The organism is Micrococcus sp. KT16, assembly GCF_003315015.1.
GTDB lineage: Bacteria > Actinomycetota > Actinomycetes > Actinomycetales > Micrococcaceae > Micrococcus > Micrococcus luteus.
In genome coordinates, this window is the sequence record NZ_QNRG01000003.1 from 57,529 (window position 1) to 70,923 (window position 13,395).

Sequence of the window (13,395 nt, forward strand, 5' to 3'; positions counted from 1 at the left end):
CCCTAGCCACGACTCCGGACACGACACCCGGGCGCCCGTCCGGCGTCCGGCCCGTCGTCCGCCCCGGGGTTCAGCCGAACACGCGCGCGGCCAGCAGCGCCGGCGCCGTCAGCAGCCGGCGGGCCAGCTCCACGCGGCGGCGCTCCTGCACCGCGATCGCCTTCTCGTAGTAGCCCATGAGCTGCTCGCACAGCACCGGCCAGGTCCGGCCCTGCACCGACGCCCACGCCGCGTCGGCGAACGCGGCCCGCTTGACGTCGTCGTACACGAGGTCCGCGACGTGGCGGCGCAGCTCGTCCAGCTCGCCGGGCGGGTAGAGCCAGCCGGTGCGGGAGGCGTCCACGATGTCGAGGGGGCCGCCGCGGCCGACGGCGACGACGGGCACGCCCGAGGCCATCGCCTCCTGCAGCGTCTGGCCGAAGGTGTCGGACTCGCCGGGGTGCACGAACAGGTCCAGGCTGGCCACGTGGCGCGCGAGGTCCTCGCCCCCCTGGAAGCCGGCGAAGTGCGCGCCGGGCAGCTCCCGCTCGAGCTGTTCGCGCAGCGGCCCGGAGCCGATGACCACGAGGCGGGTGCCCGGCAGGTCCGAGAGCACCCGCAGGTCCCCGACCTGCTTCTCGTGCGCCAGCCGCCCCACGAAGCCCACGAGCTTCTCGCCGTTCGGGGCGAGCTCGGCGCGCAGCGCCTCGTCCCGCTTGGCGGGATGGAATCGGCGGGAGTCGACGCCGCGGCCCCACAGGTGCACGCGTCGCACCCCCTGGCGGTGCAGCTGCCGGACGGTGAACGACGACGGCGCGAGCGTCAGCGTGGCCATGTTGTGCAGGCGCGCCACGTGGCTCCACAGGACGTCCTCCAGCCACGGGGCGCCGTACCGGGCCGCGTAGCCGGGGACCTCGGTCTGGTAGACGGCCACGGAGGGGATGCCGAGCTCCTCGGCCGCCTGCACCGCGCGCCAGCCCAGCACGAAGGGGGAGGCGATGTGCACCACGTCCGGGGCGAAGTCGGCGAGCATGCCGCGCAGCCGGCCCACCGTGCCGGCGGCCACCCGCACGGAGGTGTACCCGGTCAGGGGCACGGAGGGCAGGGTGCGCACGGGGAAGCCCTCGACCTCGCGGGGGGCCTCACCGGCGCCCGCGCGTTGGGTCCACCCGGCGGACCACGAGGCGGCCGGGGCGACCACCATCGCCTCGTCGCCCCGTTCCCGCAGGTGCCGCAGCACCTGGAGGATGGAGTTGGTGACCCCGTTCATATGGGGCAGGAACGATTCGGCGACCACGACGACACGCACGTGGCCGACGCTAAGGACCCCGGACCACGGCCGGGACACCCGCCGACGACGGCCCGGTGACCCCGCGGTGAACTCTCGGGGCGCGTGACGGTCGTCGCACCGGCCCGCGCGGCCCGCCCCCGTCCAGGCGCCGCCTGGAGTCGAGTGGCACCATGGACGGGTGAGTTCCCGCCCCGCTGCGCCCCGTCTGTTGCGCCCCGTCCCCCTGCCGCTGTGGCTGCAGGGGGTGGTCGAGGCGCTCGTCACGGCGATGATCAGCCTGCTGGCGGTCATGGTCCCCACCCTCGCGGTGTGGGCCACGGGCGGGTTCGAGCGGCCGACCATCGAGGGCGCCGTCCAGGTGGGCGGCGTCCTGTGGCTGGCCCTGCACGCGGTGCCCGTCACCGTGGCCACGGCCATGCCCACCGCGCCGGATCACCTCATCACCGGCACGGCGTGGCTCGTGCCGTGGGGCCTGACCCTGGTCCCGCTCGCGCTGTCCTGGCGGGCCGGCCGGCGCCTGGCCCGCGCGTCCTACCGGGACCAGGCGTGGCAGGCCTTCGTGGGCGCGGTGGGGGCCTACGCCCTGGTGGGGCTGGCCGTGGCGTTCCTGCCCGGCACGGACGAGCTGACGGCCCACCCCGCCCCGGCGGCGCTGCTGCCCGCCCTGCTCTTCGGCGTCGCCGCCCTCGCGGGGGCGCGGCGCGAGGCCGGCACCTGGGCGCACCTGATCGGCCTGGACCTCACGGAGCGGATCTCGCGGCGCTCGCAGTACGAACGCTGGGCCGGCTCGTACGCGTGGTCCGTGGTGCGCGCCGCGGCCGTCGCCGTGCTCGCCCTGACGGGCCTGAACGCGCTGCTCGTGGCGGGGCGGCTGGCCGTCGAGTGGGCCGCCGTCGTCACCGTGGCCCAGGCGATCGGGGGCGGCCCGCTGGGCGGCCTGCTGGTGGCGCTGCTGCAGATCGGCTGGCTGCCCACGTTCACCGCGTGGTCGATCGCGTGGACGGCGGGCCCGGGGTTCTCCGTGGGCGCGGACAGCCTCTACTCCGTGTTCGGCGCGACGCCGGCCACCGCGCCTGCCCTCCCGGTGCTGGGTGCGCTGCCCGTGACGTGGTCGCCGTGGCAGCTGCTCCTGCTGGCCGTGCCGATCGGCGCCGGCGCCGTGGCCGGCGTGTGGCTGCTGCGGGAGGGGGAGAACCACCTCGACGACTGGCTGCACACCCGTCACGGCAGCCGCGCGGTGTCCCTGACGCTGTCCACGCTGGCCCTGGCCGTGCTCACCGGACTGCTCGCCGGGCTGCTGCTGCTCGTGCCGCTGGCCCTCACCTCCGGGACGCTCGGGCTCGGCACGCTGACGGACATCGGCCCCCACGTCTGGGCGGTGTCCGCCGCCGTCGCCGGGTGGGTCGCGCTGGGCTGCGCGGCCGGCTACCTCACCGCCCTGGCCGTGGCCGGGCACCGGGACGGGACGACGACGGTGCCGCGGTCCGGCGACCGCGCCTCGGGCCTGCGCGACCGGCCGTCCCCGCGCCGGGCGCGGGACTGACGCCCGCGGCTCAGGGCCGCAGCTGGGGCACCCCCGTGCGCTCCTCCACCTGACGGGTGAACTCGTCCGCGCACGCCTGCTGCGCCCGCACGGTGAGCGCGGAGGCGCCGCACTGCTCGAGCTGGACCGTCGCGTCCCACGCGAGCAGCGGCAGCGCCGCCGTCGTCATGCCCATCAGCGCCATCGCCATGCCGGCGGACGCCACCGCGCGGGGCAGCCCCGAGCGCTCGGCGCCGCGGCTCGTGACCCACACGCGCACGCCGAGCACGAGGGCGACCAGCCCCAGCGCGAGGGCGATCAGCTTCCACGGCAGCACGAGGGAGAAGGAGAGCAGCATCCCCAGCAGCGCCACGGACTGCCACAGCAGGGCACGGCCGGTGCGGACGCGGCCGGGGTCCGGGGCGCCCTGCGGCGGGCGGGGCGGGGAGGAGGGAACGGGGGCGGACACCCCCTCACCCTACGATGGGCGCATGCGCATCGTTGCCCTCGTCTCCGGTTCCGGCACCAACCTGCAGGCCGTCCTCGACGCCGTCGCCTCCGGCGCCCTGGACGTGGAGATCGCCGCGGTGGGCGCCGACGTCGCCGACGCCGGCGGCCTGGAGCGTGCCCGCGCCCACGGGATCGAGACGTTCGTGGTGTCCCCGAAGGACCACGCGGACCGGCGCGCGTGGGACGAGGCGCTTGCGGACGCCGTCGCCGCCTACGCGCCGGACTGGGTCGTGTGCTCCGGGTTCATGCGGATCCTGGGCGCCCCGCTGCTCGAGCGGTTCGACGGCCGCATCCTCAACACCCACCCGGCCCTGCTGCCCTCCTTCCCGGGGGCCCACGGCGTCCGGGACGCGCTGGCGCACGGGGTGAAGGTCACCGGCTGCACCGTGCACGTGGTGGACGCGGGCGTGGACACCGGCCCGATCCTCGCCCAGGCCGCGGTGCCCGTGCTGGACACGGACACCGAGGCCGAGCTGCACGAGCGCATCAAGGTCCAGGAGCGGGCCCTGCTGCTGCGCGTGCTCGGCGAGCTCAGTCGGCGCTGACCTCGAGGGCGCGGCCGCGGGTCTCCGGGGCCAGCGCCAGCATCGCCGCGCAGGCCAGGACCACGAGCCCGCCGGTGACGGCGAACGCCCCCGGCAGCCCGAGGGCGGGGACCAGCATGCCCACGAAGAGCAGCGGACCCAGGCCCGCGCCCACCCGCGAGGCCGCCGACGCCCAGCCGAAGCCGGAGGCGCGCAGTGTCGTCGGGTACAGCTCGGAGACGTACGTGTAGAGCACCGGGATCGCGACCTGCACCACGAAGCCGAACGCCAGCACGAGCGGCAGCACCGCGGCGGGCACGTCCAGCACGCTCGCCAGCCAGACGGTCAGGGCGCTCGCGACGACGGCGCTGACGGCCAGCAGCCAGCGGCGGCCGGTGACCTCGATCAGCGCGGTGGCCACGACCACGCCGAGCAGGCCGGCCGCGGCCATGCCGGAGGTCATGATGAAGGCGCGGCCCTCCGCGTAGCCGGCGTCGATGAGGAACGTCGGCAGCCACTGCAGCGCGATGTAGTAGACGAGCATGATGGCCACGAACAGGGCCCAGGCGACCGCGGTGATGCGCGGGGAGAACCGCCAGACCGCGGCGAGCTGCGCGCCGACGCCGCCGGAGCGGGCCGGCTCGGCCGGGGGCATCGTGTAGGGCCGGCGAGGCGCGCCGGTGGCCGCCACCATGCGGTCGATGACGGCGCGGGCCTGTGCCTCGCGGCCCCGGCTCATCAGGAACAGCGGGGACTCGGGGATGCCCAGGCGCACGACGAACACGAGCAGGGCCGGCAGGACCATGGCCAGCAGGGGCAGGCGCCAGTCGCCCCACGTGCCCACGAGCCAGGCGGAGACGAGGCCGCACAGCGCGGCGCCGACGGGCCACCAGCCGTCCATCGCGGCCAGGACGCGACCGCGCAGCCGGCGCGGGGTGAACTCGCCCACGAGCGCGTAGTCCACGGGGATCGTGCCGCCCAGGCCCATGCCGGCCACGAACCGGAACAGCGCGAACCACAGCAGGGAGTCGGTCAGCGCGCCTGCGATCGTGAACACGGAGAAGATCGCCAGCGTCCACGCGAACGCCGCCTTGCGGCCGATGCGGTCCGCGATGGTGCCCCACAGGAACGCGCCCACGGCCATGCCGATGAGGTTGGCGGTGCCGATCCACGCGGCGTCGGCCTTGTCCAGGGCCCACTCCTCGCGCAGCAGCGGGATCATCACGCCGTTGAGCGTGACGTCCCACGCGTCGAACATGAAGCCCAGGCCGCCGATCAGGAAGATGCGGCCCTGGACGGACCAGCGCCACGGCAGCTCCTGGACGACCGCCTCACCGGTGGGCAGGGCGGCGTCGGGGGCGACGACGTCGGGCGCGGGCCCGGGGTGCGCGCCGTCGGCGCTGGGGCGGGGCGGGGTGGCGGAGGACATGGTCGGCTCCCGTTCGTCGGGTGGAGTGGGGGGCGGTCCGTCACGCGGACGCCTGGGCCATTATGCGGCCCGGCCTATGCTGGAGGACACCCGGACCCCCTCGAAGGAGCGCCCCCTCGTGACCTCTGCCCAGCCCACCACCACCGTCCTGGACACGGTGCCCCTGAAGCGGGCCCTGATCTCCGTGTACGACAAGACCGGCCTCGAGGAGCTCGCCACCGGGCTCCACGCCGCGGGCGTGCAGATCGTCTCGACCGGCTCCACCGCCCAGCGCATCGCCGCCGCCGGCGTCCCCGTCACCGAGGTCGCCGAGGTCACCGGGTTCCAGGAGTGCCTGGACGGCCGCGTGAAGACGCTGCACCCGCGCGTGCACGCGGGCATCCTGGCGGACCGTCGTCGCGAGGACCACGTGACCCAGCTGCGCGCGCTCGAGGTGGAGCCGTTCGACCTCGTCGTCGTGAACCTCTACCCGTTCGTGGACACCGTGAACTCGGGCGCCGCGGAGGACGCCGTCGTCGAGCAGATCGACATCGGCGGGCCGTCCATGGTGCGCGCGGCGGCGAAGAACCACGCGTCCGTGGCGATCGTCGTGGACCCGGCCCGCTACGGCGAGGTCGTCCAGGCCGCGCAGTCCGGCGGCTTCGACCTGCGTGCCCGCCGGCGCCTGGCCGCCCTGGCCTTCGCCCACACCGCGGCGTACGACAACGCCGTGGCCGCCTGGACCGCCGCCCACTTCGGCGAGGACACGCACGCCGACGAGATCCCCGTGTTCCCGCCCTACGCCGGCTTCTCCCTCGAGCGCGCGCAGATCCTGCGCTACGGCGAGAACCCGCACCAGCCCGCGGCGCTGTACCTGGACTCCTCGGCGGCCCCCGGCATCGCGCAGGCCGAGCTGCTGCACGGCAAGCCGATGAGCTACAACAACTACGTGGACGCCGACGCCGCGGTGCGCGCCGCCTTCGACCACCCGGTCCCGGCCGTGGCGATCGTCAAGCACGCCAACCCGTGCGGCGTGGCCGTCACGGACGAGGGCACGGACATCGCGCAGGCGCACGCCAAGGCCCACGCGTGCGACCCGGTCTCCGCGTTCGGCGGCGTGATCGCGGCCAACCGCCCCGTCACCGCCGCCATGGCCGCCCAGGTGAAGGACGTGTTCACGGAGGTCGTCGTGGCCCCGGCGTTCGAGCCCGAGGCCCTGGAGATCCTCTCCGCCAAGAAGAACCTGCGCCTGCTGAGCCTGCCCGAGGGCTTCCTGCGGGACGCCGTGGAGGCCAAGCAGGTCTCCGGCGGCATGCTGCTGCAGATCGCGGACGCGGTGGACGCGGACGGCGACGACCCGGCCACCTGGACCCTCGCCGCCGGCCCCGCCGCCGACGAGGCCGTCCTGGCTGACCTGGCCTTCGCGTGGCGCGCCGTGCGCGCGGCCAAGTCCAACGCCGTGCTGCTGGCCCACGACGGCGCCACGGTGGGCGTGGGCATGGGCCAGGTCAACCGCCTCGACTCCTGCCGCCTGGCCGTCGAGCGCGCCAACACCCTGGGCGCCGCGCAGACCGGCGGGCAGGACGTGAGCAGCGCCGGCGGCGCCGAGAACGTCTCCGGGGAGGGCGCCCCCGAGCGGGCCCGCGGCTCCGTGGCCGCCTCGGACGCGTTCTTCCCGTTCGCGGACGGGCTGCAGATCCTCATCGACGCCGGCGTGAAGGCCGTCGTCCAGCCGGGCGGCTCCGTCCGGGACGAGGAGGTCGTGGCCGCGGCCGAGGCCGCCGGCGTGACCCTGTACCTGACCGGGGCGCGCCACTTCTTCCACGGCTGAGCGCGGCGCGCCGCTGCCGGACGGGGGCCCGGACCGGGCCCCCGCGACCCCCAGGAGGTGACGAGGCGATGACCCGCCGCGAGGTTGAGAGCGTCGAGGACCGCATCCGCGAGCACCTGCGCAGGGACGACCTCGACAGCGCGGTCGAGCTGCTGCGCGCGCTGTCTCCGGGCGACGCGCTCGAACTGCTCGACCGCTCCGAGCCGCGCATGGTCCCCGTGCTGTTCCGGCTCCTGGACAAGTCGACGGCGGTCCACGTCTTCGCGGCGATGGAGACGGGCCAGCAGTCCGACCTGGTGCGCCAGCTCCAGGACGGTCAGGTCCAGGACCTCTTCGCCGAGCTGCGGGTCTCGGGCCAGGCCCGGCTGCTCGACGAGATGCCGGCCACCGTGGCCCGGAAGATGCTCGCCGGGCTCGACGCCGAGGCGCGCGGCGAGGTCGGTCGGCTCCTGGGCTACCCGGCGGACTCGGTGGGCCGCCGGCTGCGCATGGCGCCGGTGCGTCTGCGCGAGGACTGGACCGTGGCCGTGGCCCTGGAGAACCTCCGGGACCACGGCGGCCGGGAGCAGGCCGCCATCGTCTCCGTGCCGGTGGTGAGCCCGCAGGCGCGCCTGACCGGCGTCGTGGACGTCTCCGTCCTGGTCACGCAGCCGCTCGACGCGCGGGTCTCGGAGATCATGCGGGAACCGGTGTCCGCGGTCGCCACCGAGGACGCCGAGGAGGTGGCCCGGCTCTGTGCGGACCGCCGCCTGTGGACGGTCCCCGTGACGGACTCGGAGGGGCGCCTGATCGGCGTGTTCACCGTGGCCGACGCCCTCGAGGTCCTCGACGAGGAGTCGACGGAGGACGCGGCGCGCGCCGGTGGTGTGGAGCCCCTCGGCCGGCCCTATTTGGCGACCTCCGTGCTGGCGCTGATGCGCTCGCGCATCACGTGGCTGCTCGTGCTCGCGGTCGGCGCCACCCTCACCGTGCAGGTGCTCGGCGTCTTCGAGGACACGCTCGAGGAGATGGTCGTCCTCTCCCTGTTCATCCCGCTGATCATCGGCACCGGCGGCAACACGGGCAACCAGGCGGCCACCACGGTCACCCGGGCGCTCGCCCTCGACGACGTCCGGCCCCGCGACGCGCCGCGCGTGATGTTCCGCGAGCTGCGTGTCGGCATGGCCCTGGGCGGGTGCATCGGCCTGCTGGGCCTCGTGATCGCCGGGCTCGTGTTCTCGTGGCCCGTCGGTCTCGTGATCGGGGCGACGCTGTTCACCGTGTGCTCCTTCGCCGCCACCGTCGGCGGTCTCATGCCGTTGGCGGCCCGCACGATCGGCGCCGACCCCGCCGTGTTCTCGAACCCGTTCATCTCGACGCTCGTGGACGCCCTCGGCCTGGTCGTCTACTTCTTCATCGCCCAGGCCGTGCTCGGCATCTGAGCCGGCCACGACCCACGACGCCGTCGTCGGAGGGCGCCCCCTCCGACCCGACGTCCCCCCTGGTACCCGGGCGATCCCTCCCGGCCCGGCGAGGGCACCGGCGACGGCCGGGGGCGCTGACGCCGAGCCACACACGGTGTGGCGCGTCCGAGACGCCGGGTAGATTGGCGGCGAGTCACCCGTTCCCTGCCGACGAGGGCCGCGTCTCGAGTGCGGCCAGAAGGAGAGATCATCCGCATGTCGAAGATCATCTACACGCTCACGGACGAGGCGCCCATGCTGGCCACCGCGTCGCTGCTGCCGATCGTGCGCGCCTACGCGGGCACCGCCGGCGTGGAGCTGGAGACCCGTGACATCTCGCTGGCCGGCCGCATCCTCGCCGCGTTCAAGGACGTCCTGCCCGAGGAGCAGCGCACCGCGGACGCCCTCGCCGAGCTCGGCGAGCTCGTGAAGTCCCCCGAGGCGAACGTCATCAAGCTGCCGAACATCTCCGCCTCCGTGCCGCAGCTGCGCGCCGCGATCAAGGAGCTGCAGGCGGACGGCTACGCGCTGCCGGAGTACCCGGACGAGCCGAAGACCGACGAGGAGAAGGACGCGAAGGCGCGCTACGACTCGGTCAAGGGCTCCGCCGTGAACCCGGTGCTGCGCGAGGGCAACTCGGACCGCCGCGCCCCGAAGGCCGTGAAGGCGTACGCCAAGCGCTTCCCCCACTCGATGGGCGAGTGGACCCCGGACTCCAAGACCGCCGTCGCCACCATGGGCGCGGACGACTTCCGCGCCAATGAGCAGTCCGTGACCCTGCCGGCCGCCGACGTGCTGACGATCGAGTTCACCGACGAGGACGGGGAGACCACCGTGCTCAAGGAGGGCCTGAAGGTCCTCAAGGGCGAGGTCGTGGACGGCACGTTCATGTCCGCCAAGGCCCTGGACGCGTTCCTCGCCGAGCAGGTCAAGCGCGCCAAGGAGGAGGGCATCCTCTTCTCCGCGCACCTGAAGGCCACCATGATGAAGGTCTCCGACCCGGTGATCTTCGGCCACGTCGTGAAGGCCTACTTCTCCGAGCTGTTCGAGAAGTACGGCGAGCAGCTGGCCGCCGCCGGCCTGTCCGCGAACAACGGCCTCGCCGCGATCGAGGGCGGCCTGGACAAGCTCGACGCCGAGACCGCCGAGGGTGTGCGCGCCGCCATCGCCGCCGCCTACGAGAACGGCCCGGACGTGGCCATGGTGAACTCCGCCAAGGGCATCACCAACCTCCACGTGCCCTCCGACGTGATCGTGGACGCCTCCATGCCCGCCATGATCCGCAACTCCGGCCGCATGTGGAACAAGCACGACCAGACCCAGGACACCCTGGCCGTCATCCCGGACTCCTCCTACGCCGGCGTCTTCCAGGCCGTGATCGACGACTGCAAGGCCAACGGCGCCTACGACCCCACCACCATGGGCACCGTCCCGAACGTGGGCCTCATGGCGCAGAAGGCCGAGGAGTACGGCTCGCACGACAAGACGTTCATCATGGACGCCGCGGGCACCGTGGCCGTGAAGAACTCCGCCGGGGAGACCCTGCTCTCCCACGACGTCGAGGCCGGCGACATCTGGCGCGCCTGCCAGACCAAGGACGTCCCGGTGCGCGACTGGGTGAAGCTGGCCGTGACCCGCGCCCGCGCGTCCCAGACCCCGGCCGTGTTCTGGCTGGACGAGACCCGCGCCCACGACCGCGAGCTCATCAAGAAGGTCGAGGAGTACCTCAAGGAGCACGACACCGAGGACCTGGACATCCGCATCCTCTCCCCGGTCGAGGCCGCCAAGCTCTCGGTGGAGCGCATCCGCCGCGGCGAGGACACCATCTCCGTGACCGGCAACGTGCTGCGTGACTACAACACGGACCTGTTCCCGATCCTCGAGCTGGGCACCTCCGCGAAGATGCTCTCGGTCGTCCCGCTGCTCAACGGCGGCGGCCTGTTCGAGACCGGTGCGGGCGGCTCCGCGCCGAAGCACGTGCAGCAGCTGGTGGAGGAGAACCACCTGCGCTGGGACTCCCTGGGTGAGTTCCTCGCGCTGGCCGTGTCCTTCGAGCACGAGGCGGTCGCGAACGAGAACCACCGCGCGCGGGTCCTGGCGGACACCCTGGACGCCGCCACCGGCACCCTGCTGATCGAGGGCAAGTCCCCGAAGCGCAAGGTCGGCGAGCTGGACAACCGCGGCAGCCACTTCTACCTGGCGCTGTACTGGGCCCGCGAGCTGGCGAAGCAGACCGAGGACGCCGAGCTGGCGGCCGCGGCGAAGCCGGTCGCCGAGGAGCTGGAGGCCCAGGAGGAGACCATCCTGGCCGAGCTCAACGGCGTGCAGGGCTCCCCGGTGGACCTGGGCGGCTACTACTGGCCGGAGCTGGAGAAGGTCACCTCGGTGATGCGTCCGTCCGCGACGCTCAACGCGATCGTGGACAAGCTCTCCGTCTGAGCGACTGAGCGACTGAGCGGCTGAGCGCCGGGGGCCGGGTCGCGTGCGTGGAGCGCGCGGCCCGGCCCCTTCTCGTGTCCGCAACGCGGGTTGAGTTGTCACGGGTGTGCGTGCCCGGGACCCGTGACAACTCAACCGACGTTGCCGTGGGGAGGGGCCGGTCAGCCCGCGCGCGCCGCCTCGTGGGCCAGCAGGGCCTGCTTCGCGGCGGTGCCGTAGAGGTAGTGGCCGGCGGCGCCGTCGGCGCGCACCACGCGGTGGCAGGGCACGACGACGGCCACCAGGTTGGCGGCGCACGCCCCGCCGGCGGCACGCACGGCCCGCGGGGCCCCGCACCGCTCGGCCAGGCCGCCGTAGGTGGCGGGGGAGCCGGGGGCGATGCCGCGCAGCTCCCGCCACGCCCGCTGCCGGAACGCGGTGCCCGGCTGGGCGACGTCGAGGGCGTCCAGCGCGGCCACGTCCCCCGCGGTGTAGGCGGCCAGGGCGTCGGCGACGGGCTGGGACACGCCCGGGCGCGGCTCCACGGGGCGCGGGTTCATCTCGCGGTCGGCGGTCTCCGGGTCCAGGGCCACGAGCCGGTCCATGAGCGTCTCGAGGAGGCGCCCGATCGCGGCGGCGGGGGGCTCCGAGTCCCCCGGCACGGCCACGCCGGAGGCGCGCACCGTCTGATCCTCGGGGGAGAAGACGGCCACGAGGGTCAGCTCGGTGGCGGGCAGGGCGGCGGCGGTCCAGCGCAGCTCGGGAAGCAGGTCCATCCCCTCATTGTCCTGCACGGCCCGGCCCGGACAGGTGTTCGCCCGTCCGCTCCCTGTGTCAGGCTGGCGTCCATGACCGAGATCACCGTCTTCGAGCACCGCACCCTCCTGCGCCACCCGCGTGAGGTCGTCTTCCGCTGGCTGGAGAACCCCGGCGCGCTGGAGCGGCTCACCCCGCCCTTCGCCGGCGAGGTGGTCCAGGGACCCACGGACGGCCTCCGCGTGGGCTCCGAGTCGCGGCTGCGCATCCAGGCCCCGGGGGCGGCCGGCCTGTTCGCCGGCGCGGCCCACGGGATGCTCACGGGCCTGCTGCCGGACGCCGTCGCCTCCCGCCTGCCCGGTGGGGCGGCACCCGCGGTGCCGTGGCGGGCCCGCCACACGGCCTACGAGGAGGGCCGCATGTTCCGGGACGAGATGGTCTCCGGCCCTCTCGCCTCCTGGCGGCACACGCACCTGCTCGACGACGCTGCGCCCGGTGAGGCGGACACGGCGGACGGCCGGCGGGGCACGGTCGTGACGGACCACATCGAGTACGCCCTGCCGGGGGAGTCCCTGGTGTCCCGCGTGCCCGGTCTGGGCGCCGCGGCCTCGCGCCGCACCCACGAGGCCTTCGAGGCGGAGCTGGGCCGCCAGTTCGCCTATCGGGCCCGCGTGATGGCCGATGACCTGGACTTCCACGCCGCCCATCCCGGCCCCCTCGTCGGCGGGCCGGCTCGCACGGTCGCCGTGACGGGGTCCGGCGGACTGATCGGCCGGCAGCTCTGTGCCCTGCTCACCACCGGCGGCCACCGCGTCATCCGGCTCGTGCGGAGCCCGAAGAAGGCCGGCGCGCTGGACGCGGCGCTGTGGGACCCCGGCCGGGAGACCGTGGACGAGGACGCCCTGGCCGAGGCCGACGTCGTCGTGAACCTGGCGGGCGAGCCCATCGCCGGCCGGTTCTCGGACGCGCACAAGGAGGCCGTGCACGACTCGCGCGTACGCGGCACGCGCACCCTCGTGGACGCGCTCGCCCGGATCGCCGCACGGGAGGGGGACGACGCGCGGGCGCGGGCGCTCGTGAACGGCTCGGCGATCGGGTACTACGGGGCGGACGCGGGCACGGGCCCGTTCGGCAGCGGCCTCGTCGAGGATCTGGAGCCCGGGGACGACTTCCTCGCCGAGGTCGTCGCGGACTGGGAGGCCGAGGCCCGACGCGCCGAGACGTCCGGCATCCGGGTCGCGATGCTGCGGACCGGCGTGGTGCTGAGCCCGGCCGGGGGCATGCTGCAGCAGGTGCTGCCGCTGTTCCTCGCGGGTGTCGGCGGCCCGGTCGCGACCTCAGGCGGGGAGAGCCACGACGGCAGCCCGTGGCTGAGCTGGATCGGCGCGGATGACATCGCGGGGGCCTTCGCCCACGCGGTGCTCGACGACGGCGTCACCGGCCCGGTGAACGCGGTGGCTCCCGAGCCGGTCACGGCCCGGGAGTTCGCCACCGTGCTCGGGCGGGTGCTGCGCCGGCCCGCGGTCATCCCGGTGCCCGAGGCCGGGCCGCGCCTGCTGCTGGGCGAGGAGGGCCGGGTGGAGACCGTCGCGGCCGACCAGAAGGTCCTGGCGGACCGGCTGGTCGCCTCCGGCTACGAGATGCGCGACCCCGAATTGGAGGGCGCGTTGCGCCACGTCCTCGGGCGGTGACGGGGGTGGGGGCAGCGTCCCAC

The 13,395-nt window shown here is 74.5% G+C and carries 10 protein-coding genes; 6 read left to right on the top strand and 4 right to left on the bottom strand.

Features of this window, described 5'->3' with window-relative positions; all coding sequences use genetic code 11:
• Positions 1-70: 70 nt before the first annotated feature.
• Entirely contained in the window at positions 71-1,288 is a 1,218-nt protein-coding gene (locus DE149_RS03740) for a glycosyltransferase family 1 protein (RefSeq protein WP_044659010.1), read from the bottom strand.
• Positions 1,289-1,448: 160 nt separating this feature from the next.
• On the opposite strand from DE149_RS03740, the gene DE149_RS03745 reads away from it, so the two are divergent.
• Positions 1,449-2,813 carry a DUF6350 family protein gene (locus DE149_RS03745; protein ID WP_231866270.1) on the top strand — a complete coding sequence of 455 codons (1,365 nt, stop codon included), beginning with the start codon at positions 1,449-1,451 and terminating at the stop codon, positions 2,811-2,813.
• A gap of 10 nt (positions 2,814-2,823) precedes the next feature.
• Here the strand turns inward: DE149_RS03745 and DE149_RS03750 are convergent, their stop codons facing one another.
• Positions 2,824-3,261: a hypothetical protein gene (locus DE149_RS03750; protein ID WP_044659006.1), complete on the bottom strand. Its 438-nt coding sequence runs from the start codon at positions 3,259-3,261 to the stop codon at positions 2,824-2,826.
• A gap of 22 nt (positions 3,262-3,283) precedes the next feature.
• On the opposite strand from DE149_RS03750, the gene purN reads away from it, so the two are divergent.
• Positions 3,284-3,847 (top strand): phosphoribosylglycinamide formyltransferase, encoded by a 564-nt coding sequence (purN, locus tag DE149_RS03755; protein WP_041102979.1) that lies wholly within the window; start codon positions 3,284-3,286, stop codon positions 3,845-3,847.
• Here the strand turns inward: purN and DE149_RS03760 are convergent.
• Entirely contained in the window at positions 3,834-5,255 is a 1,422-nt protein-coding gene (locus tag DE149_RS03760; RefSeq protein ID WP_063188952.1) for an MFS transporter, read from the bottom strand. The genes purN and DE149_RS03760 overlap by 14 nt on opposite strands.
• A 118-nt stretch (positions 5,256-5,373) precedes the next feature.
• Here DE149_RS03760 and purH point away from each other — a divergent pair, with 118 nt between their 5' ends.
• The 3 genes from purH to DE149_RS03775 all read left to right on the top strand — a co-directional run bounded on the left by purH (position 5,374) and on the right by DE149_RS03775 (position 10,946).
• Complete coding sequence (gene purH / locus DE149_RS03765) at positions 5,374-7,065, top strand: bifunctional phosphoribosylaminoimidazolecarboxamide formyltransferase/IMP cyclohydrolase (protein WP_063189041.1); 1,692 nt, start codon at positions 5,374-5,376, stop codon at positions 7,063-7,065.
• A 68-nt stretch (positions 7,066-7,133) separates the two neighbouring features.
• Complete coding sequence (mgtE, locus tag DE149_RS03770) at positions 7,134-8,486, top strand: magnesium transporter (protein ID WP_101967362.1); 1,353 nt, start codon at positions 7,134-7,136, stop codon at positions 8,484-8,486.
• Positions 8,487-8,723: 237 nt separating this feature from the next.
• Positions 8,724-10,946 (top strand): NADP-dependent isocitrate dehydrogenase, encoded by a 2,223-nt coding sequence (locus DE149_RS03775; RefSeq protein WP_113913971.1) that lies wholly within the window; start codon positions 8,724-8,726, stop codon positions 10,944-10,946.
• Positions 10,947-11,107: 161 nt separating this feature from the next.
• Here the strand turns inward: DE149_RS03775 and DE149_RS03780 are convergent, their stop codons facing one another.
• Entirely contained in the window at positions 11,108-11,701 is a 594-nt protein-coding gene (locus tag DE149_RS03780) for a methylated-DNA--[protein]-cysteine S-methyltransferase (RefSeq protein ID WP_113913972.1), read from the bottom strand.
• Between the two features lie 72 nt (positions 11,702-11,773).
• On the opposite strand from DE149_RS03780, the gene DE149_RS03785 reads away from it, so the two are divergent.
• Positions 11,774-13,372 carry a TIGR01777 family oxidoreductase gene (locus DE149_RS03785; RefSeq protein WP_095695373.1) on the top strand — a complete coding sequence of 533 codons (1,599 nt, stop codon included), beginning with the start codon at positions 11,774-11,776 and terminating at the stop codon, positions 13,370-13,372.
• The last annotated feature ends 23 nt before the right edge of the window (positions 13,373-13,395 follow it).

Excerpts from the sequence above, each read along its gene's own strand:
- purN (WP_041102979.1), top strand. The coding sequence starts at position 3,284 with ATGCGCATCGTTGCCCTCGTCTCCGGTTCCGGCACCAACCTGCAGGCC.
- DE149_RS03760 (WP_063188952.1), bottom strand. The coding sequence starts at position 5,255 with ATGTCCTCCGCCACCCCGCCCCGCCCCAGCGCCGACGGCGCGCACCCC.
- mgtE (WP_101967362.1), top strand. The coding sequence starts at position 7,134 with ATGACCCGCCGCGAGGTTGAGAGCGTCGAGGACCGCATCCGCGAGCAC.
- DE149_RS03775 (WP_113913971.1), top strand. The coding sequence starts at position 8,724 with ATGTCGAAGATCATCTACACGCTCACGGACGAGGCGCCCATGCTGGCC.
- DE149_RS03780 (WP_113913972.1), bottom strand. The coding sequence starts at position 11,701 with ATGGACCTGCTTCCCGAGCTGCGCTGGACCGCCGCCGCCCTGCCCGCC.
- DE149_RS03785 (WP_095695373.1), top strand. The coding sequence starts at position 11,774 with ATGACCGAGATCACCGTCTTCGAGCACCGCACCCTCCTGCGCCACCCG.